At 39.1% G+C, this 21,813-nt stretch carries 19 protein-coding genes and 3 pseudogenes; 15 read left to right on the top strand and 7 right to left on the bottom strand.

Features of this window, described 5'->3' with window-relative positions:
• Positions 1–103 precede the first annotated feature (103 nt).
• Positions 104–1,582 carry a SulP family inorganic anion transporter gene (locus MNY66_RS17835; RefSeq protein ID WP_042849112.1) on the top strand — a complete coding sequence of 493 codons (1,479 nt, stop codon included), beginning with the start codon at positions 104–106 and terminating at the stop codon, positions 1,580–1,582.
• A gap of 2 nt (positions 1,583–1,584) precedes the next feature.
• Positions 1,585–2,442 (top strand): universal stress protein, encoded by an 858-nt coding sequence (locus tag MNY66_RS17830; protein WP_052219461.1) that lies wholly within the window; start codon positions 1,585–1,587, stop codon positions 2,440–2,442.
• A 71-nt stretch (positions 2,443–2,513) separates the two neighbouring features.
• Here MNY66_RS17830 and MNY66_RS17825 read toward each other — a convergent pair whose 3' ends face one another.
• Both MNY66_RS17825 and MNY66_RS17820 read right to left on the bottom strand, forming a co-directional pair.
• Positions 2,514–4,508, bottom strand: coding sequence for a BCCT family transporter (locus MNY66_RS17825; protein ID WP_042849111.1), 1,995 nt, complete (start codon positions 4,506–4,508; stop codon positions 2,514–2,516).
• 183 nt (positions 4,509–4,691) lie between these two features.
• The gene (locus MNY66_RS17820; protein ID WP_172412315.1) at positions 4,692–5,321 is read right to left on the bottom strand and encodes a recombinase family protein; all 630 of its coding nucleotides are present in this window, start codon (positions 5,319–5,321) and stop codon (positions 4,692–4,694) included.
• Between the two features lie 169 nt (positions 5,322–5,490).
• On the opposite strand from MNY66_RS17820, the pseudogene MNY66_RS18135 reads away from it, so the two are divergent.
• The 3 genes and pseudogenes from MNY66_RS18135 to MNY66_RS17810 all read left to right on the top strand — a co-directional run.
• Positions 5,491–5,958 (top strand): annotated as a pseudogene (locus MNY66_RS18135) (DUF4158 domain-containing protein); the annotation flags it as partial.
• Positions 5,959–6,072: 114 nt separating this feature from the next.
• A pseudogene (locus tag MNY66_RS18130) lies at positions 6,073–6,582 on the top strand (Tn3 family transposase); the annotation flags it as partial.
• Positions 6,583–6,713: 131 nt separating this feature from the next.
• Positions 6,714–7,223, top strand: coding sequence for a DUF3304 domain-containing protein (locus tag MNY66_RS17810; protein ID WP_241501953.1), 510 nt, complete (start codon positions 6,714–6,716; stop codon positions 7,221–7,223).
• Between the two features lie 38 nt (positions 7,224–7,261).
• Here the strand turns inward: MNY66_RS17810 and MNY66_RS17805 are convergent.
• From MNY66_RS17805 to MNY66_RS17795, 3 genes are all read right to left on the bottom strand, one after another.
• Positions 7,262–8,412 (bottom strand): IS3 family transposase gene (locus MNY66_RS17805; protein ID WP_241501952.1). Its coding sequence is split into 2 segments (ribosomal slippage): positions 7,262–8,136 and positions 8,136–8,412, totalling 1,152 coding nucleotides; the frame shifts between segments, so codons are not numbered across the junction.
• 89 nt (positions 8,413–8,501) lie between these two features.
• Complete coding sequence (gene tnpA / locus MNY66_RS17800) at positions 8,502–8,810, bottom strand: IS66 family insertion sequence element accessory protein TnpA (protein ID WP_241501951.1); 309 nt, start codon at positions 8,808–8,810, stop codon at positions 8,502–8,504.
• A gap of 935 nt (positions 8,811–9,745) precedes the next feature.
• A protein-coding gene (locus tag MNY66_RS17795) for an IS1 family transposase (protein ID WP_241501950.1) occupies positions 9,746–10,443 on the bottom strand; the annotation gives its coding sequence in 2 pieces (ribosomal slippage) (positions 9,746–10,188 and positions 10,188–10,443; 699 coding nt in all).
• Between the two features lie 288 nt (positions 10,444–10,731).
• Here MNY66_RS17795 and MNY66_RS17790 point away from each other — a divergent pair.
• The 9 genes from MNY66_RS17790 to MNY66_RS17750 all read left to right on the top strand — a co-directional run bounded on the left by MNY66_RS17790 (position 10,732) and on the right by MNY66_RS17750 (position 20,196).
• The gene (locus MNY66_RS17790; RefSeq protein ID WP_024602346.1) at positions 10,732–11,868 is read left to right on the top strand and encodes an ISAs1 family transposase; all 1,137 of its coding nucleotides are present in this window, start codon (positions 10,732–10,734) and stop codon (positions 11,866–11,868) included.
• A gap of 65 nt (positions 11,869–11,933) precedes the next feature.
• The gene (locus MNY66_RS17785; RefSeq protein WP_241501949.1) at positions 11,934–13,610 is read left to right on the top strand and encodes a carbamoyltransferase family protein; all 1,677 of its coding nucleotides are present in this window, start codon (positions 11,934–11,936) and stop codon (positions 13,608–13,610) included.
• A 4-nt stretch (positions 13,611–13,614) separates the two neighbouring features.
• A complete protein-coding gene (locus MNY66_RS17780; protein WP_241501948.1) occupies positions 13,615–14,793 on the top strand; it encodes a hypothetical protein in 1,179 nt (392 codons plus the stop codon).
• Entirely contained in the window at positions 14,793–16,016 is a 1,224-nt protein-coding gene (locus MNY66_RS17775; protein ID WP_241501947.1) for a DUF6270 domain-containing protein, read from the top strand. The genes MNY66_RS17780 and MNY66_RS17775 overlap by 1 nt, the downstream gene beginning before the upstream one ends.
• Complete coding sequence (locus MNY66_RS17770; RefSeq protein ID WP_241501946.1) at positions 16,013–16,588, top strand: D-sedoheptulose-7-phosphate isomerase; 576 nt, start codon at positions 16,013–16,015, stop codon at positions 16,586–16,588. Before MNY66_RS17775 ends, MNY66_RS17770 begins: the two co-directional genes overlap by 4 nt.
• Position 16,589: 1 nt before the next feature.
• Complete coding sequence (locus tag MNY66_RS17765) at positions 16,590–17,174, top strand: histidine phosphatase family protein (RefSeq protein ID WP_241501945.1); 585 nt, start codon at positions 16,590–16,592, stop codon at positions 17,172–17,174.
• Between the two features lie 113 nt (positions 17,175–17,287).
• Positions 17,288–18,396 (top strand): IS3 family transposase gene (locus tag MNY66_RS17760; RefSeq protein WP_420915528.1). Its coding sequence is split into 2 segments (ribosomal slippage): positions 17,288–17,540 and positions 17,540–18,396, totalling 1,110 coding nucleotides; the frame shifts between segments, so codons are not numbered across the junction.
• Positions 18,397–18,472: 76 nt separating this feature from the next.
• The gene (locus tag MNY66_RS17755) at positions 18,473–19,072 is read left to right on the top strand and encodes an HAD-IA family hydrolase (RefSeq protein ID WP_241501943.1); all 600 of its coding nucleotides are present in this window, start codon (positions 18,473–18,475) and stop codon (positions 19,070–19,072) included.
• A 426-nt stretch (positions 19,073–19,498) separates the two neighbouring features.
• A protein-coding gene (locus MNY66_RS17750) for an IS1 family transposase (protein ID WP_172685452.1) occupies positions 19,499–20,196 on the top strand; the annotation gives its coding sequence in 2 pieces (ribosomal slippage) (positions 19,499–19,748 and positions 19,748–20,196; 699 coding nt in all).
• A 6-nt stretch (positions 20,197–20,202) separates the two neighbouring features.
• Here the strand turns inward: MNY66_RS17750 and MNY66_RS17745 are convergent.
• Positions 20,203–20,664: a restriction endonuclease subunit S domain-containing protein gene (locus MNY66_RS17745; RefSeq protein ID WP_241501942.1), complete on the bottom strand. Its 462-nt coding sequence runs from the start codon at positions 20,662–20,664 to the stop codon at positions 20,203–20,205.
• Positions 20,665–20,748: 84 nt separating this feature from the next.
• Here MNY66_RS17745 and MNY66_RS17740 point away from each other — a divergent pair.
• Positions 20,749–21,063, top strand: a pseudogene (locus tag MNY66_RS17740) (type I restriction endonuclease subunit R, EcoR124 family); the annotation flags it as partial.
• Here the strand turns inward: MNY66_RS17740 and MNY66_RS17735 are convergent.
• Positions 21,041–21,679: a hypothetical protein gene (locus MNY66_RS17735; protein ID WP_140179321.1), complete on the bottom strand. Its 639-nt coding sequence runs from the start codon at positions 21,677–21,679 to the stop codon at positions 21,041–21,043. The pseudogene MNY66_RS17740 and the gene MNY66_RS17735 sit on opposite strands and share 23 nt — an antisense overlap.
• Positions 21,680–21,813 lie beyond the last annotated feature (134 nt).

The following is a 21,813-nucleotide window of genomic DNA, read 5'->3' as shown; positions in this document are numbered from 1 at the left end:
GATACTAAATCAGCCAATTTCCACATCCCTTCTTTGGGATAATTTCGTTTATTTAAAATATACTCTCCCATCTTGGGATTGATAGATTACAAGGTAGTCTAATATGCTTTTGTCCTCCTCTCGTCAGGACTGGCTGGGTAACATCCGTGGGGATGTCCTAGCCGGTATTGTTGTTGCTTTAGCGTTAATTCCTGAAGCCATCGCATTTTCAATTATTGCAGGCGTCGACCCCAAAGTTGGGTTATACGCCGCATTTTCTATTGCGGTAATTATCGCTTTTATCGGGGGGCGCCCCGGCATGATTTCATCGGCAACTGGTGCAATGGCACTTTTAATGGTCGTTCTGGTGAAAGAACATGGCCTTCAGTACCTATTAGCTGCGACGGTATTAACCGGGATATTTCAAGTTATCGCAGGATATTTAAAGCTCGGTAATTTAATGCGATTTGTTTCACGTTCGGTGGTAACGGGATTTGTTAATGCGCTGGCTATCTTGATTTTTTTAGCGCAACTCCCTGAATTAACCAATGTGAGTTGGCATGTTTATGCAATGACCGCGGCAGGCTTAGGGATTATCTATCTGTTTCCATTAGTCAATAAAACCATTCCGTCTCCATTAGTGTGTATTGTTGTATTAACGATAATTTCAATATGGCTTGGTCTTGATATCCGAACGGTTGGTGATATGGGCGTTCTGCCTGACAGTTTGCCTATCTTTCTTTTGCCCGATATTCCCTTGAATATTGAAACGCTACTTATCATATTACCCTACTCATTAGCGCTTGCTGTTGTTGGCTTATTGGAATCAATGATGACTGCAACGATTGTGGATGATTTGACGGATACAACCAGTGATAAAAATCGAGAATGTAAAGGGCAAGGCATTGCCAATATAGCCACTGCATTTATTGGCGGGATGGCAGGATGTGCGATGATCGGTCAATCCATTATCAATATAAAATCGGGTGGCCGAGGTCGATTATCGACACTGGTTGCGGGTGTTGTTTTATTACTAATGGTGGTTTTTCTTAATGATTGGGTATCAAAAATCCCTATGGCGGCGTTAGTTGCTGTGATGATTATGGTGTCAATTGGGACCTTTTCTTGGCAATCCCTTGCCGATATACGAGTCCATCCGCTATCGACCAGCATCGTTATGATAGCCACCGTCATTGTTGTCGTTTGGACCCATAATCTGGCTTACGGGGTACTTGTCGGGGTGCTCATCGCAGCGCTTAATTTTGCCAATAAAGTCGCGAGATACATGACAGTTACATCAAGACTAGACAGAAAGGTACGTCATTATGAAGTTCGGGGACAAATTTTCTTTGCCACATCGGAACGCTTTGTTAATGTCTTTGATTTTAAAGAAGACATTGATAAAGCGATTATTGATGTGAATCATGCTCATTTTTGGGATATCACTTCCGTCAGCGCGTTAGATAAAGTGGTGATTAAGTTTCGACGTGAAGGCATTGATATTGAAATTAAGGGGATGAATGAAGCCACTGCAACGTTGGTTGATAAGTTTGGTATTCATGACGACCCGGAAAAAATTGAAAAATTCATGGGAGGTCATTAATTATGACAGCAGATATCATTCAAAAAACTTGCGTAATTGGGTGTATTGACCGTTCGCCCTCGGCGATTGCCGTTTGTCACGCAAGTACTTGGATAGCTCAAACACTCAAACTTCCGCTGACACTGTTACACATGAATGAAAAAATCTCGACATCAGCACACCATGATTTAAGTGGGGTCATTGGATTTGATACCCGAGAAACTTTATTGAATGAACTCGTGGATATTGAGGAAAAGCGGGCGCGTTTAACCCGTGAGGAAGGCCGACAATTATTGATGAGTGCAAAAGAAATCACTCAAGATTTAGGTCTTCTTGATGTTAATACACTTCAGCGGCAAGGAGCTTTAGCCGAAGTGCTAAATCAAGATGATACGCATATTGTTGTACTCGGTCGTCGAGGCGAGCAATCTGAATTAACGGGGCATATTGGCCGTCAACTCGAAGGCATTATTCGTCTTCAAAAAAACTCAGTGCTTATCTGTAAGCAAAATTTTACCCCACCAAAAAAGATGATGATTGCGTTTGATGGAAGTGAGGAAGGTGAACGCGTCATTCATCGGTTAACACAAGTGAAATTATTAGCCGGTAGTGATTGCTATCTGGTAATGCACGGTAACCAAGACAGTCAACTCAAAAAAGCACAAAACCGACTTCATCAAGCCGACATTAAGGTGAAAGCCAATTTACTTGAGGGTGCCGATAGCATCGTTGATGAATTGTGTAACTTTGCAGTACAACACCATATTGATTTGATCATCATGGGGGCTTTTGGTCATTCGCGAGTGAAGCAATTTTTTACCGGAAGTCATACGACAGAGATGATACATAAAACGCCCGTGTCATTACTCATCATTCGTTAGTTTTTTCGTCTATTGTCATTATTACCAAGAGAGGTGACTCACTTTCGTCACCTCTCTATCATAATAAGTGGCTACGATTTATCCACAATATGAATAAAGTGAATGTGTTTTTCATATTGATCGAGGATATCATGAATAATCTGCGCTTCACTCCATCCCATAATATCGTAGTCCTGCCCACCTTCCTTTAAATAGACTTCAGCGCGGTAATATTTCTGAGGTTCATTATTTTCATCATCATCCATCCCCACTAATGCAAAAGACGGCGTCAGGTAGTCCCGTAATCGTATTTCATAGAGAAAATTGAGACTCTCACCAAATTGCACTTCCAGAGTCACCCTATCGTCCTTATTATGGATAGCGGCCTCTGTGCTCTGCTTTTCCAACTCAGTGATGACAGATTGCATAGCGGGCTCAATCACTTCTGTCATGAAACGTTTAACCTGATTACGTTTAGGGAAGAAGGCTATTTTACGTAATCGACGCTCCCATGATAACCCCCCACGTCCTGTATTCGGTGCTAAAGTGGCAAGCTGTTGACTGTCTTTTTTGTAAACATCAATACGTAAGGCTTTTAGCAATCCGACGATAGCAGTCAATAAAATAATCGCAAAGGGTAGCGCGGTAGCAATTGTCATGGTTTGTAATGCCGTTAATCCTCCGGCCAGTAAAAGTGTGATTGCAACGGCCCCCATCAAAAAGGCCCAAAAAATACGTTGCCATACTGGCGTGTGAATTTCACCACCGGAGGCTAACGTATCGACAACCATCGCACCGGAATCCGCGGATGTCACAAAAAAAACAATGACCATCAGCATCGCGACAAAAGAAAGGGCAGATGAAAACGGAAAGTAATTTAAAAATTCAAATAAAGCGAGAGCAACGTCTTTTTGAACCACTTGCGCCAACATTTCTGCCCCATTATCGCGGATCAGATGGATGGCACTATTGCCAAAAAAAGTCATCCAAAGTAGCGTAAACCCGGCAGGGACAAACAGAACGCCAGTGACAAACTCGCGAATGGTACGCCCTCGAGAAATTCTGGCGATAAACATCCCGACAAAAGGCGACCATGAAAGCCACCATCCCCAATACAATAATGTCCATCCCCCCAACCATTCACTGGATTGCGGTTCATAAGCATAAAGATTGAAGGTTTTATTGATAATATCTGAAAGATAAGCGCCTGTATTTTGGACAAAAGATTTGAGTAACAATACGGTCGGGCCTAAAATCCCAATCAATAGCAGTAACAATCCGGCTAAACTGAGATTGATCTCAGAGAGAATTCGTATCCCTTTATCTAAACCACTGACCACCGATAACGTGGCTAATCCCGTGATCACCACAATCAAAATCACTTGCATCGTTGGACTAACGGGAAAACCAAAGAGGTGTGCTAATCCTGCATTCACTTGCAAAACACCAAAGCCTAATGATGTCGCCACCCCGAAAACGGTGCCGACAACAGCAAAAATATCGACAGCATGACCAATAGGTCCATAAATCCGTTCACCAATGATCGGGTAAAGTGCTGAACGTAAGGTGAGCGGTAAGCCATGTCGATAACTAAAAAAAGCGAGAATTAAGGCGACAATCGCATAAATCGCCCAAGCATGTAGTCCCCAATGGAAAAACGTAATTTCCATCGCTTCTCTTGCAGCTTGAACTGTCTGTGGGTCTCCAATGGGAGGAGCAAGATAATGCATCACGGGTTCTGCGACCCCAAAAAACATAAGCCCAATTCCCATTCCAGCAGAAAACAACATAGCAAACCAGGAAAGATAACTGAATTGGGGCTGGGAATGGTCAGGACCCAATTTAATTTCACCAAATCGAGAGAGGCCTAAATAGGCGACAGTCAATAAAATTAAGGCAACAGCCAGAATATAAAACCAGCTGGCATTCTCAAAAAGTTGTGCCTGTAGAGCTTTGAGCAAAATTTCAGAACGTTGAGGAAAAATAGCGGCTATTGCAACGACACATATAATAATAAAAGCGGAAACAAAGAAAACGGGCGGATTTATCTTCCCCCACGTTTGAGACTTTTGTGGTGATAATGACATTCAATCTCCCTTTTAATGCGTGCTCATGATTGTCATGAAGCTCGGTTTATTGTGATAAATATAAGTTATTTAATTAAAAAGTATCCAATCACTTGTTTATACTTAAATATCTCTCTCATGTCATTCCACGCGGTATGACTCATTGTTGAGTAACATAAACTTGATAAACGAATAGAGGGACATTTATTGCGCTATTTTCATCGATTTTGATACTTTCGAAATAGTATGCCGCGAACAACCTATCAGGTTTTCTATTTGGCTATAGCTTTTTTTCTCCATCAGAAGGCCTTCAATTTTTTGGTGTAATATTTTGTTGATCGGACGGCCTTTATACTTCCCTTCTTGTTTGGCTTTTTGCACTCCTTGCGCTTGACGACGCCGTCTATCTTCGTAATCCTTTCTTGCAACCGCTGCCAGCATGTCTAACATCATACTGTTAAGGGCAGCAAGCATTCGTTCTGTAAATTCATCGGTGCGACTCATAAACTGGTAACTGGTTGGGAGGTCTAAAGAAACGACCTTTAACCCTTTGTGTCCAATGAGATATTTTAATTTTTCCCAGTCATCGGCATTCAAGCGGCTAATTCTATCTACCTGTTCAACTAAAATAATATCACCGGGCATGGCCACATTGAGTAAGCGAAAGAGTTCAGGTCTGTGAAGCTGAGCGCCTGACTCATTTTCTTCAAACCAGCAGGCAATTTGTAGCCCCATTCCTTCAGCAAATTTCAACAGTTCATTTTTTGCTCTTGACGCATCCTGTTCATGCGTAGAAGCACGTAGATATCCATAAATTCGTATATTTGTCTTCATCGGTGCACTATACATTGGTGTTGTTATAGTAGTGCATTATACATCTATTTTTTATACTTATTACACTAGAGTTTACCTAGTGTAGTTAAGGTAGACTTAAATTGCACCTTTATGTCGATTGAGCACGTCACCCCATTATATGATGTCATCTATTTTTACTGGATAAAACATGACTACAATGAAAGAAATTAAATCAGGCCGTATTCAAATTTTGACTGAACAGGAAATTCATGAGCTCTATTCACGTCCAATATTTAATCAAATTGAGCGTGAAGAATACTTTTCATTAGATCCGAGTATGAAAAAAATCCTCACTAAAATGGGCAAAATTGAAACGAAAATATATTTAATTCTTCTGATCGGTTATTTTCGCGCTAAGCCTGTTGTTGCTCAATTTAAGCTACGAGAGGTTAAACACGATGTTGACTACATTTATGCGACTCATTTTCCAAATAGAAAACCGAAATACCCCTTTATTGCTAAAAGTACTCGTGCAACATTGATCGCGAAAATGTATGAAACACTCGGTTTTTCGCGGCTATTAAAGCGAGATAAACAAGCTTTGATAGAGCGCTTAAATGATGTCGCAACAATCTGCACATATCCCAAATATATTTTTGATGAATGCCTCGCTTTTTTAGGTCAAAACAGAATAGGACTGGTTGGCTATTCCACTTTACAAAATATAATTACCACGGTTTTAGCTAATGAGAGGCAACGTACCGAGGTAATCCTTTCAAATAGCATGCCTCCACAAAGCACGGTGATTACTAAGCTTTCTAACAGTAAGAAAAACAATCGCACCTTAGCGGCTCTTCGTGAATATGACAGATTAATTAAGTGCTTATACGTTCTCGATTATGTTGATGACAAAATACTCAGGCAGTTTGTCCAGCAAGCACTTAATCGGGGTGAGGCTTACCATCAATTACGGCGTGCAATCGCATCAATTAATGGTAATCAATTTAGAGGCGGCGATGATTACCAGATAGAACAATGGAATGATTGCGCTCGTATCATTGCTAACTGCATTATTTATTATAATTCCGCATTATTATCCAGTTTGATTGAAAAATTTGCGCGTGAAAATAATCAAGAAGCAGTAAATATGATAGCTGAGTTATCGCCTGTCGCATGGCAGCATATACAGTTGGCCGGTAATTACACCTTTGGCCTTAAAAAAGATAATATTGTGCTGGAAAGATTACTGGAAAATTTAGATCCTCTCATTTCAGAAGAATCATTAAGCTTAGCGGCATAGTCTATCAATAATATTAAAATGCACATCGTCTGTAGCCCTTGGTATCAAAGGGCTATGAGAAAACTTTGGACTTTTCGATGAAATGGGCGCACAACCCCATTAAATGATCCTTGCAATGGGTAATTTATGAAATGAACAGACTAAATGTATTAAAAAAATATAAAAAATACCTATATACCTTAATTATTGTCTCTTTATTCAGTTGGATAGGCTGGTTTGCCTGGTTAGTTTTATGGGGGCCACCTCAAGGTGGGGTGTCATTGGTTATTCATACTCAAATAGATAGACCTATACGTGGATTCAGTGTTAACGGTGTAGCAGGAGGAAATGCTTTTGCTTATGACCCTAGTAATATTTATGCGGGCGGTAGTGGTGCAACGACCTGCTGTGGTTCAATCAGTGGTGATACTGCCGAAATTATTTGGACAGTGGATTATACCCAAAAACAATATGGTGAGGGATTGCGTACTGAAATACATAAAAAAACCTTACCTCTTCCCATAAGAAAGCGAGGCGAAAATAATCTACATGTATTCTTTTTACCCAATAATGAAGTACTTCTTTGGTGGGGAGAGGGACTTATTACACCGTGGAAACATGGCATGTCAAAAGAAGAGTTGGCTTGGGCGTTAGCGCAATAAAAATTGATTTATAAGGCAAACTGTTCTGCGCAACTAAATCAGGACACTTTTCTTAAGGAATTTTGTTCATACTCAATGGGGGGCAGATCACCGTTGGCAGTATGAAGCCTTTCTAGGTTGTAATAGCGCATATACGCGATAACATCTTCTTTCATCTGTTTCCGAGTCGGCTGTGGGATTTTCAGTACCCAATCGTGTTTTAAACTGCCAAAAAATCGTTCTACAACGGCGTTATCCCAACAAGCTCCGACATCACCCATGCTTGCCCTAATACCATAGCTTGTTAGCAAGCGGCGATATCGCTTACTCGTATATTGAGAGCCTCTATCACTATGAAAGACTAAGCCTTTTTCGGGCTGGCGTAAGTTATACGCTTTCATCAAGGCTTTACTGACTAAATCTGCCGTCATTCGTTTATCTATGTGCCAACCCACAATACGGCGTGAGTATAAGTCCATCACGATGGCTAAATACATCCAGCCTTCCCCTGTTTTTAAATAGGTCACATCACCCGCCCACACTTCGTTAGGTGCGTGAGGATTAAAATTTTGATTGAGCAAATTATCGGCTACGGCATCACTGTGTTTGCGTTTTGTGGTGACTTTGTAAGCAACTCGCTGAGTGACGACTAGGCCAAGCTGAGCCATTAGCTTTTGAACGCCATAAGCACTCACGCTAAAGCCCTCTTTGCATAACCGTTTACGTAACGTTCTATAACCTAAGCTATTTCGACTCTGTTCAAAGATAGCTTTTGCTCTGCGGTACAGGCTAAGTTGTTCTGCGGTGATCAATTTTGCTGGGCGTTTAAGCCAAGCATAGTAGGCAGAACGACTTATTTTCATTAACTTGCAGAGCTTCAGCACGGGAAACTGTGAAGATAATTGCTTAATCGTTTTAAACGCTACTTGGTTTCCTTTAGCAGGAGGGCGCTGGCTTTTTTTAGGATCTCTTTCTCCATCCTAAGTTCTTTATTTTCTTTTCGGAGCCTTAATAGCTCAGCTCTCTCATCGGCATTCAAGCTGCTACCGGATTGTTCAGCGTCGAATTTTGCTTTCCAGTTATAAAGTAATTTATCGGTGATCCCTAATGAAGCTGCCGCTTTTGGGACGCTATAACCTTGTTCGGTGACTAATGCGACCGCTTCTTGCTTAAACTCAGTAGTATAAAATCTGTTTGTTCGTTTTTTCATTTAACACCTCAATAATTGGATTATATTCCATTATTAAAGTGTCCTGTTTGATTAAAGCAGATCAATGGCGGGCGGCTCAACAAACATCTTCATGCCGACAGCGCCTTTATCAAACCGGCCAACCAACGCGGCTCTACCGAGAGCGGTAATGCCAGTTCCGTTTGCTGAAAACGTAGCATAAGCGTCGGGCTTACCGGAGCTAGAAATGTATGAGCACCCTGAGCCTTTGCCTCAATGAAAACAGACTGCTCGGGATTGCGTAACGCGCGACGACGTTGACTAAAATAGGCCGAACTTACATTGTGCTCAGCACAGAAGTCGACTTGGCTCTGTCCACTCATCTCGAAGGCGTTGATTAGCTCAAGCCACTGCGCCTGGCTACGATGTTTACGACTCATTAGATCACCTCGTTCATTAAAACGGGTAATCTACGGCACTAACTGGGGGCTAAACAGGTGCGGATGCTGTGACGCTTACGGTACTTTATCGTCTTGAACTGCGACTCACTCATGGAATTATGGTTGCTCACTCTGGGTCGGCCCCGCTTTGACTGGCGGTAATGGCCAGTTCACCAAGCAGGCCAAGCTAGCAGTGCGTCGTCATCGGCATGCCTCGGTCCTGGTGCAAGCTCAGTTCTTAGGTTGGATGTTCGTAAGCGTTCATTCTAGGGCGTTCTTGACTCATACCTAAATAAGCTATTTAACTTCTTTAAGTGGCGTCAGAAGCTCTGGGGAGACTTTGTATTGTTTTGGCACTTAATGTCGGATAAGAATTGAGCTGGAAGCAATTGATAAGCTTTGTGGTAACCGTCTGGTGAACCTCTGTTGATTTTTCTCAGGCCGGCTCACTGCTTGGTGGCTGCAAGTCGCTACAAAAGAAGTTGTTCGATAAATGGGACGTATATCGCTGATGAATAGTTGCCGTCAGTTCAAAGGTACTGTTCATGGCTGGAATTTAATTCACTGGCTTGCCCCCGGATGCGACCTAAAAATAGAGTCTTTCCATCTGTATGTTACGGCTGTTTTTTGGCAAAAATGTTCCTCTGGTTGACGAATCGCTGCATGCTGATGTGTTCATTTTTTCTGATGAGTTCATCTGACAAGGGGGGGTGGTTGTGGTGCAGATAAATTTGTGTGCGTGGCGGGAAAGAGATTTTTTGTGTATGCCCCGTCCCGAGCCAGTAACGGAGAGTTGCCCAGAGCGATTAAGAAACAGAGGAGCATCATCACAGTTACCATGTTCAAGCTGCCACTTAGCTAATCTATCTTGATGCTCTTTGCCGTTACGATAACGCCAAAGTGATGGGTCACGTATCCAAAGGGTTAATGGCATTTCAAACGTAATACTCTCGCTCAATGAAAGTCCCAATGATCTTGTCATGCATGCCGGATGATTTTGAATACCCTAACGTCTTGCGATTAAGTCGTTTCAATCGGTTACGCAACGTCAGATTTTCACGCTCAATTCGCTGTGTATATAGCTTTCCTAAAATATGTTTTTCGCTAGGGAGTGTCTCTTTGTACGCCCTGTAACCATCCGTACACCAAAAAGCGATACGGAACCCAGACAGCAGTTTTAACAATTTCCCCAATGTTTTCTTGCTTCGGGAACCAAATACATGAGCGATAATCCGCTTTAAGCGAGGCTCCCATGCATACCACAACCAACGCTGACGTTTTTTGTTACCGATAAATGACCACATCTCATCGACCTCACAAATGAGCTGAATTTGTAGGTTATCTAGGGGCAGTGTTGTTACATTCCGTGGCGAGAGTCTTTTAAAGTGCGGACGACGGCATTGATACTGATATGTAATGCCCTAGCGGTGTCACGAATACCCGCATTATTCATGGCAAGCTCAACCACTTGCTCTTTGATGCCGGGCTGACAAGCGTTGTAGGTATAATCGAGTTGAAAAGTGCGGCAACAGGCCTGACAGCGATAACGGGGATGACCTCCATTGCCGGTGCCATGTTTTTTAACAGGGTCGGTTAACCCACAGAATCGGCATTTTACTGAAATGGTAGCCATACTAAACCTCAACAGAAAAGCTCAGTTTACCCCATTATCAACTCATTGAATACTCGACCAAAGTGATGTCATCAAGCCTTTTGACACCATTATCGTGCGTTCCTTATCGTACTTGCCGATTATGGATAAATGCTCTATGATGTGTCTAGTGAATAATAAACGCAACTAAATTTATAGTTATTTCCTCTATCGAGGCGTTTAAATACACGGCAAGATCATTATAAATTGAACTTATAGAATATGTAGTGATCAGATCAAGGCATAATAATCACCTTGGTCACGTAAAATATGAGCGCTACTTTTCTGAAACACTTTAATTCAATTACCGATCCTCGCATTGAACGCTGTAAAAAGCATGAGCTTATCGATATTCTCCTTTTAGCCATTAGTGCAGTAATCTCCGGTGCACAAGGATGGGAGGATATTGAAGACTTTGGGCATCTAAAACTTGATTGGTTAAAAAGATATGGCGCTTTCAACGCGGGTATTCCAAGACACGACACCATAGCCCGTGTCATTTGTCGGTTAAAATCAGATGAAATAGAGCATGCATTTCAATCTTGGATATCTTCACTTATTGAAACCACGGGTGCTGATATTATTGCTATGGATGGAAAAACTGCACGTCGTTCATTTACAACCAAAGATAGAAAAAGTGCTTTACATACCGTCAGTGCATGGAGCTGCCAACACCAGTTAGTTTTAGGGCAAACAGCCGTTGATAGCAAAACAAATGAAATCACAGCCATACCTGAGTTACTCACCATGCTAGATATTGAAAATAGCATCATTACACTTGATGCTATGGGCTGCCAGCAAGAAATAGCGAAACAAATAATTAAACAAAAAGCTGATTATATCCTAGCGCTCAAAGGTAACCATTCAGGTATGCAGAGTGAATTAGAAGCTTGGTGGCACAAGAGTGAGCGCGAAGGATTGACCAATAGCAACTATGATAAACATACCGAAATAAGCTCAGGGCATGGGCGCATTGAAACAAGGGTTTGTCAGCAATTGCTTATTGATAAAAGCTGGTTAGATAAAATCTACCAATGGTCTGGCTTAAAGAGTGTTATTCAAGTAACCGCTGAGGTTCACGATAAATCATCAGGTACAGACACGATAGAAACGCGTTGGTATATTAGTTCGTTAGCGTTAGGTGCGGAGCAAGCACTTAATGCGGTACGAAGCCACTGGCAGGTTGAAAGTATGCATTGGATGTTGGATATGAACTTTAGGGAAGATGAATCAAGAATCCGTAAGAAGCAAGGACCCCTTGTTTTTAACGTAATGAGAAAAATAGCCATGGCGTTATTTAAACAAGATACAACTAAAACAGCCAGTATGGCGAGAAAAAAGAAAATGGCAGGGCTAGACGATGATTATCGCTCAACCCTGTTAGAATCTGGGATTAAAATGCGCTAGCCGTGCGTTTAAATACTCAATAGGCTATAAATCATTTAAAAAATAATGAGTAAATATATTAAATAATGAGTAAATATATTGTTGGTTTAAATATTGGAAATCATGATTCCGCAGCTTGTCTTATAAAAGATGGTGTTCTGCTATCTTATGCAGAGCAGGAGCGTTTTAGTCGGAATAAAATGGCTCTTGGCGAAGCCCCTATTGATGCTCTTCTATACTGCCTGAATATTAATAACATTACACTCGAAGATGTTGAGGCAATTGCTATTGGCATGGACTGGGCGTATAGAAATAAGATCTACGAAGAACCTAGCTATGAGCTAGAAAAATATCAAAAAATAGACGATGTTGAATGGTATTTGCCACAATCTATTTTTGGTGAGTTTCGCCCACCTGTTCATTATATTTCTCACCATTTAGCACACGCATCAAGCGCTTATCGTTTGAGTGGTTTTAAAGAAGCAGCAGTGCTTGTAATTGATAATAGAGGAGAGGATGCATCGTCATCACTTGGATTTGCTAGCGATGGAAAAATTGATTTCTTTAAGACTATTGATATAGCGAACTCTTTAGGTATTTTCTATAACAGCGCTTGTAGATATACCGGACTTTACGGTAAGCATAGAGAAGTCGGCAAGCTTATGGGCTTAGCTTCTTACGGGACTCCTACAATCAAAATGCCTATTACTTGGAGGCATAGTGGAAAATTGTATTCAGATTTTGAAGATTTAGAAAATGAGTCCATTTTTAACTCAATAGAGATTCGTAAAAGGCAGTTAGATGACTTTTTTAAAAACAACTGCTATCCATATGAGGCCGGAAATAAAGAAGAAATTATGAGTTATGCGAATTTTGCAGCATCGGTTCAAAACTCATTAGAGCTTGCTATTCTTAATTTCACAAGAGATCTCAAAGAAAAAAGTAACGTTAATAATCTTGTCATTGCTGGTGGGGTTGCGTTGAACTGCTCCGCTAATGGCAAGATTGAACGCACCGGTTTATTCAAAAATATATATGTTCCACCTTTTGCCTCGGATGGGGGGACAGCAATAGGAGCCGCTCTGGAGTTAGATTACAAATTACATAATAGAGACATCTCGCTAAAACCATTGACTACAGCTTCACTGGGAGCTTTCTATACAGATGAGGATGCAATCCGTGCTCTTGAAAAAAATAAAAACAAGCTAATTTGGAAAACATTGGATGATAATGAGTTAGTTTTTAGTGTAGCCGAGTTGATTTCTAATGGAAAAGTCATATGTTGGATGCAAGGTGCATTTGAAGCTGGACCCAGAGCATTAGGAAACAGAAGCATTCTTGCTGATCCTAGGCAACGAAAGAGTCTTATTCGATTAAATAATATAAAGGACCGTGAAATGTGGCGACCAATAGCGCCAAGTGTTCTCTATGAGCATTACTCTGAGTTCTTTACAGGCTCTCCAGATAATAAATACTTCATGAATTTTGCCGCTCTAGTGCATAAGGATAAGCAAAAATTGATTCCAGCTGTTGTTCATGTCGATGGAACAGCAAGGCCTCAAGTTGTTACGCAAGAAAACAAGAAATATTATAAATTGCTAAAAGCTTTCTATGAAATAACTGGTATTCCAGCTGTTTGCAATACCTCATTCAATTTGAGGGGGATACCATTGGTCAACTCCCCTGAGGATGCTATAGATAGCTTCCTACAAGCTGACTTCGATTTTCTTGTGATTGAAAATATTTTAATATCTAAAAAGTAAAGCAATGTTCATATTTAATGCAACAAAAATAACTACTAAAAAAGAGTTTGACTCTTTTGTAAATGATCAAAAACAGTTTTTAGAGGAAAAAAAAGATAGCTTGTTCCTCAAGTATGAGATTCTTGATAAAAGAGCTTGGACTGGTGATATAGATAACTACCAAAAGTTTAGGGATGAGTACAATAACCTGGTTCACAGCATATTAATCAATGTAATAGCTAAATATAGGCACTTTCTGCCTGAGAAATGTCTGATTGTTGAATTTGGAAGTTTTGCTAAGAGAACGGAACGGATATTTAGTGATTTTGATTTTACCATTTGCTATGACAAACCAAAAACAAAGCAATATGAAGTGGCTGAGGAGTTGATTGATTTTTCCTTGGCATCTATTTTTGGCTACAGCATAGATAAGATTCATGGCAAATTTCAGCATTATCCTGACATGCCAGAGGTGTATTCTTACACTGAAGAGGACAATAATTATAGGCTAATCTTTGATGATGGTGCCATTGACTACAAATGTGGGCCAGAAACATTGAATGAAAATCTTATGCATATAAAAAATGTTAGAGATTATCACTCTATGATTACTGGCTATGAAGAAAAATATAAGTACAAATGCGATATAGATTGTTTGTACTCAAAAGTAATTCTAGAAAATACAACTGAGCATGACTTCATCGGTGATTTGGCTGCACTTGAGGAACAGTACGACATATGCGATGGGTATGTGTTTGACTTATCACCATATATTCTAAAGAAACAGTTTCAAGTCTCAGAAATCAAGAAATTACTGAAGATCAAAGGGATCGTTGAGTTCTATATATTCATATCAATGCTTAGGAAAAAAATCGGTTTCAATAGTGCGTATTCTATGGACATATCACAGTTATGGACTAACAATATTATTCTTTCTGTATTTGGTGAGGAGTATGTATCGCAGCTTCAAAAAACTTTCACTGAGTTTATGTTTTTCTTCAATAGAATTGAAATTTCTTTAAATAAGCGCGATATTCCACTAAGCACACGTTGTTATGATGAGTTTACCTTAATATCTATGAATGAGTTATTGGCTGAGGATTGGGGGAGTTCAACTGATATTGGTATGGTTGTTGAGGCAAGAAACAAATTTGTACTAAGCATCCAAGAAGGATTGGATATTTTAAAAAAAGAGTCTAAGTAATGCTGTTTGAAAAAAAGGGTATCGCTGATTTAGAAAATTTAATAATTCTCCAACATATTAAATTCGAAGATGATGTTATCCTAATTCACTTTAATCATGGAAAATTTGATGCTTGGCTAGAAAATACAAATAAACATATTCCAGAAATTTATGATTTAAAGAAAGAATCTGAAGGTGTTTTTAGCTTTAAATATAGTCTATTACCCGAGACTTTTACGCAAACCTCTTTGAGACTTTCTGTTAGTAATGAAACTGAAAGACTCAATTACCTGCTATCAGATGAATATTTGGAACATGTTGTTGTTAACAATCTTTCTTTTACGTTAAGAGATAGCAAAGGTTTTCTCACTATGCTTATTAGGAATAAAAATGAGCTTTTCTGGTCAAAAAAACTTGATTTGGCCAGCTTGCATCATTCCTCTAGCAATAAGTTTGAGAAAGTTGAATGTCTTTCTGGGCCAGTGAAAGTAGGCGTTATAGGCAGCTGCTTTTCAAGAAGCATCTTTAGATCTGAAGATTATTTCAACCCAGACTATAAAGAATTTTGTACTGTTCCATTAACTTTTTTTCATAGCTCATTAATTTCTTTAATGAGCAAAAGAGTTGAGAATAACGATTACTTACAGATTCCTGACTTATTGAGTTATGATGTATTGCGTTATATTGAAGTTGAGTTTCTTAAAAACATTAAGGAGCGGATAAGATCGGCTGGTGTTGAATACATTATTATCGACAACTATTCCGATGCAGCACTGGAAGTCATTATGCTTAATGAGTTCACTGCACTTACCTATAACAAATATTTTTCAGAATCTATATATAAGAAAAATTTTTCTGGTAAAGAAATACTTGTGCCTGGCGAAAAAAAACATATAGAAACATATCGTGCAGCATTAAAAAAGTTTTTCCTTCTCTTGCAAGATTTGAATTTGGATAAAAGAGTAATTCTTGTAGGAGGTAGATTGTCAGAGTTTAGAGCTCCGTCTGAGCGATGGGAGTCTAAAATGGACTGGATAAAAAATACTAATCGCAATTGGGATATTTATGATGCTATCTTCTTAGATAATTTCAAAAATGCCCAATATATTGATATGAGATCTACGAGTTGGATTAGTGATGTAAACTCACCAATAACAGGTGGAGCATCCCCCTCACACTATCAGTCTGGCTTCTATAAAGAGCTATACAAAAACACTCTCAGGACTATTTATACAAAACAATGATTAATTACAAAAACAAAATAAAAAAATACTTTGAGATGGTGATTGATACCTTGAGAAGTATTGACCAAGATGAATTGATAAAATCCATTAAAATAATTGAATCAACTGTACAAAATAATAAAATTATTTATGTTATGGGTAATGGAGGTTCTGCCTCCACTGCCTCTCATATTAAGAGTGATCTAAGCAATACCGTTGGCCACTTAAAAGGAGTGAGAGTTAATGTTTCTTGTTTGTCTGACAGTATTGCAACGATAACAGCAATTGCAAATGATTACTCATATGAGTTGATCTATAAGAAACAGCTAGAGGGAAGGCTAAAGCAAGGGGATCTTGTGATTGCTGTTTCTGGAAGCGGAAATTCTCAAAATATTATAGAGGCTGCTGAGTATGCAAAATCAATGCAGGCAAATATCGTTGCCATGACTGGTTATGATGGTGGCAAGCTTAAAGAGTTAGCCGATTTCAATCTTCATGTCCCTATAGATAATATGCAAATTTCAGAAGATGTACATCTACTTTTTAACCACTTGATAACGTATGTTTTGAATTGCTCAAATAAAGGTATTTGATGTGATTGTACATAAAGTAATACAGAAATTAATTGATGACCCATCTCACAGACTTGCTGTGTTTATAAGACATGGAGAAAAAGACACATCAGAATCTGGTCTTGTTTTGATAACCGACAAAGCCAAGATTAATGTGAAAGCTATGGGTCTTAGATTCAGTGGTTTAAACGTCCCTATCAAAATATATTCTAGTCCAGAGTTACGCTGTGTAGAAACTGCCAAAATTCTCAATCAGGAAATATCATCAGGAAATGATGATATCGTCTTGACCTCGTTCCTTGGTGACCCTGGAGTTCATATAAAAAACAATGATAATTATTTAGATATTTTTAATAGATCTGATGCACGTAAAATCTATAGCCAGTGGAAAGTAGGTCAACATTACAATATTTTAAGAACACCAGAAGAGCTTCAAAATGAATTGGTAGAATTTCTAAAAAAAATTCCTACTGAAAATAAAATATCTTTACTTGTCTCTCAATCAGGTACTGTTGCAGCCCTAGGCTATGCCTTAGGGCTGCTAGATTATGACACTGAAAAAAGTGAATGGGTTCCCTTTTTAGAAGGTTTTGTAATTGCTTATTAACATTGAGATATTAATTAAAATTGATAGGCTCTTATAGTTAAGGCAATGTCCACTTCCCCTAAAATAAGACAGCTATAATTAGATTTTCTGCCCTAAAATTTGCAGAGGTCATGATGAAAAAAGCTCGTTTTACTGAAACTCAAATCGTTAATATTTTAAAACTCGCTGATTCTGGTATGAAAGTGGAAGATATTTGCCGCCAAAATGGGATCAGCAACGCCACTTATTATAATTGGAAATCAAAGTATGGTGGCATGGAAGCGAATGATGTTAAACGATTAAAAGAGCTTGAAGATGAAAATGCGAAACTGAAAAAGCTCTTTGCGGAAGTTAGCCTTGAAAACCACGCGATGAAGGAGCTTTTCGCAAAAAAGGGTTGGTAGTGGCTGAAAAGAGATCCTGTGCTCAATCATTAAAAGAGGCAGGCTTATCAGTCATTAAGGCTTGTAAGCTAACGTCGTTGTCACGAGCCACGTTTTACCATCAGCAAATAGATTGGCGTAAAAAAGACCAAGTAGTGATCGATGCCATACAATCTGTGTTAGCGAAATCACCACAATCGGGATTCTGGAAATGCTATTTCCGACTGAGATTTCAAGGCTATCCTTTTAATCATAAACGAGTTTATCGCGTTTATTGTCGATTAGGATTGAACCTGAAACGACGGGTTAAAAAAGTGCTTCCGAAGCGTGAAAAAAGACCATTAGTGATAGAAAAAGTCCCGAATATTCAATGGGCATTGGATTTTATGCACGACAGTTTATATTGCGGTAAGCGCTTCAGAACTCTCAACATTATTGATGAAGGAACGCGTGAATGCTTGGCGATTGAGGTTGATACGTCATTACCGGCTGAACGCGTCATCAGGGTGCTTGAACGTTTAAAAGCCGAAAGAGGGTTACCGAAACAGATCCGAGTCGATAATGGCCCTGAACTCATTTCAGTTAACTTATTGAATTATTGTGAAGATAACCAAATTTTACTGTGCCATATTCAACCGGGAAAACCGCAGCAAAATGGGTTTATCGAACGTTTTAATGGTTCGTTCCGTCGAGAGTTTTTAAATGCGTATTTATTTGAATCATTAAGCCAAGTGCGAGAATTAGCGTCGTTTTGGCTGCAAGATTATAACCAAAATCGAACCCATGAAAGTTTAAATCACCTCCCACCGGAGGCCTATCGTCAACAGTTAGAAAACTCTAATTTAACGTGTCTCAATTAAAGGGGAGTGGACAGCAAGAAATATCAATCCAAAAAGTATTCATTTAACATTTTTTATGAACTAACTAGGAAAGAAAATGATTTTTATGTTTGATATGGGTGGAGTTGTTGCTAATTCTTCCAGCATGAATAATATTTGTAATGAGCTAGGTATCAATGAATTTGAATATCGTACATTTCAGTTAGACTCATCAGGTCGTAATACTTACAAACAGCTCAGCGTAGGCTCAATTACTAACGAAGATTATTGGAAAAACTTTTCAATAAATTACAAAAAAAAAATCACACAAGATTATTTTAAAAATTTCTATAATCCAATAATTAACAATTCCGTACTTTTACAAATAAAAAAACTTAAAGAAAAATATAGAATTATTTGTGGAACAAACACAATAAAAAGTCACTTTGACGTACATCTTCAACGTGGTAATTATGATGTCTTTGACTCCATTTACTCTTCGCATTCTTTGGGAGTGGTGAAGCCTAATTATGACTTTTTTAATCAAGTGATTACAGCTGAACAGGTATTAGCTCAAAATATATTTTTTGTTGATGACAATAAAGAAAATATTGAATCTGCTAAAAAAATTGGCATGAAAGTACATTTATTTACTTCAAATGAAAATTTACATAAATCATTATCAGCTTATCTCTCTTCTGATATTAATGTCTTGTAAATTTATTTTCAACTCTCATAATTTTTTTCAAAAAAATGTCTAAATGAACAACTCCCACTAAACGCTGCGCGTTTTGAAGGAGTTTCAAAAAGAAAGCCTAAGCTACCTTTTTAGGCTGGTTCCCAGCCTGAATACCTAACGCCCAGTTTAAGTTAACTTGCGCACTGGCTACATCGCGGGGCTTCTCACAACCATATTCGCATGAGTGCCAGCGGTCTGCTAAGGATTTCTTCGTAAGCGTCACTGCATCCGCACCTATTTAGCCCATATTTAATAACGTAGATTACCCGTTTTAATAAATGAGGTGAGCTATGAGTCGTAAGCATCGCAATGAAGCGCAGTGGCGTGAGCTGATAAGTGTCTTTGGGTCATGTATTCAATCTGGTGATTAATCTGTAATATAGGGTAATTTATCGGAGAATATTCATGGCTAAAGTTGATGTAAGGTGCCCATTTTGTCAACAAACTCCCTCAGTGAAAAAACATGGCCTAGGGAGTACAGGTCATCAACGTTATCGTTGTCAAGACTGCTGCCGAAGCTTCCAACTCGACTATGAATATCGTGCCTGCCAGCCCGGTACCAAAGATAAAATTATCGACCTAACGATGAATAATGCCGGTATTCGTGATACCGCTAGAGCCCTTCATATCAGCATTAATGCGGTTGTTCGCACTTTAAAAAACTCTCGCCGAGGCAGGTAACCTCTTTACCCCTTGATAATCTGCACATTGAACTCCTTTGCGAAGTCGATGAACAGTGGTCTTTTGTGGGTAATAAGAAGCAACAACGCTGGCTTTGGTATGCGTGGGAGCCCCGCCTAAAACGGATAATTGCTCATACGTTTGGTCGTCGAAACAAAAGGACTCTTCACCAGTTACTGGCTTTACTGTCTAGGTTTAATGTGGCTTTTTGGTGCACGGATAAGTTCAGTGCTTATGAGATATTGCCCAAGCAGAAACATGTGGTAAGTAAGTTTTATACCCAACGAATAGAAAGAGAGAATTTGAACCTGAGAAACCGCTTGAAGCGCCTTAACCGTAAGACGTTAGGTTACTCGAAGTCACCTGAAATGCATGACAAAATCATCGGTACATTCATTGAACGCGAATACTACCTATTATGATGATCTCTATATTGAATACACGACCGACTTACGAATGCTAATTTGAAAACTGCCTTCGGCACTGCGTTTAAAATATTGCTGCGCAGGGGATTGATTAAGCTGCCAGGTTAAAAATTGAGTGTTCACTAAACCTTGCCATTTCGATTTAAGGTGTAAAAGAAACAGACTAGGTGCGCAGGTCGTGTTTTCTAAGTCGTAATCAACATAGCTGGCAATATGCTTTGCCCCTTTGGCACTAAACAAAATATCGCCTTTTTTGAGCCAATCAGGTTCACGTTTACCTGTTAGATCGGTGACGATTAAATCGCTGTAGATTAACTCGCCAAGTTCAGAGATATCTTTAGCTTGTACCGCTTTCACTGAACCACTAGGAATATCGCGTATGGCCCCCCGAAACGGGTAGCCCGCTTGAATGGTCACCAAATCCGATAAGGTCACTAATGTCGAGGAGCTGACTCCTTCAATCATTGGCCTTGTACTCCACACTTTGAATAATTCGCTTATTCTGCCACTTATGAAGAACGTTGCAACACTTAACTACAGTAATTAAATGATGCAACTAAAACCTTTGGCAATATTGTTACCTTCCGGGACTTAGAGCAGGCAACCATTGATGCCATCACCTTGTTTGGAGACAAAAACACCAAAAATGTTGTACTGGAGAAGAGCTATAAGGAGTATATGGAAGGCTTTAACGATATAGTTACTGGTCAAGCGCGTCGAGGTTTTATCGATATCGTAAAAGAGTTGCAAGAACGCTTTCCAAATCCATAAGATATTGAAAAAGAACAAGATAAAAAAGAATTTGCCAAGCTTTTTGGTGAATACCTAAAAGCAGAAAATTTTAATGCTGGCTTCTTTGCTTTTTACACTCTTCCATTGCGATGGAATAACCAAGCTCTGTATCTTGATTATATTCATAGCCAATAAAAGCGTACTCTAAATCAATATAAAAAGAATCTTTATATTGCTCCCCTGTAAGGCTAATCACAAAATTATCACCTTCAAAAGAGTAATAACGTTCCATTCCATTCATACTTCTCGCCTGCTTTAGCACACCATAATTTCTTTTTAAACTATTAATAATTTTACCAAGAAGATTATGATAGTCCTTCACATTGGCCGGTTGACTTTTATAGCTGATAGCAAGTAACCCATTGAAAGTAAATCTATTATATTTGGGCATAATCAGCAGTTCATATTCTCCAGTATTTTTTATTGTTTCATCTAAGTTATTGGCTTTTACGACTACGAATGGGCATCTTTTGGGATCATTAATTATTTCATATGGCTCTGCTAGTTTGCTTTTAACCTCATCTAAATCATCACCCCATCTAAATCCGAATGGTGCAGAGTTTAGATCACTGAGAGTATTTTTTTGGGCTATCTTTTTTAAAGATATTGGTTCATTATCCGAGTTAGCCCAGGTAGTTATAGATATTATGGATATAAGAAATAAAGAAACTACATTTATTATTTTCACTTAGTTGTTACCATTGAATGATTAATCATTAATTTAAGGCACCTATTGTGCTAATTTATTTTTACGTAAAAAAAGCCACACTAAGTGCTGATGAATCCCCTAATGATTTTTATCAAAATCATTAAGTTAAGGTA

Source organism: Moellerella wisconsensis, from assembly GCF_022592395.1.
GTDB lineage: Bacteria > Pseudomonadota > Gammaproteobacteria > Enterobacterales > Enterobacteriaceae > Moellerella > Moellerella wisconsensis.
This window is presented reverse-complemented; position numbering and strand designations above follow the sequence as displayed.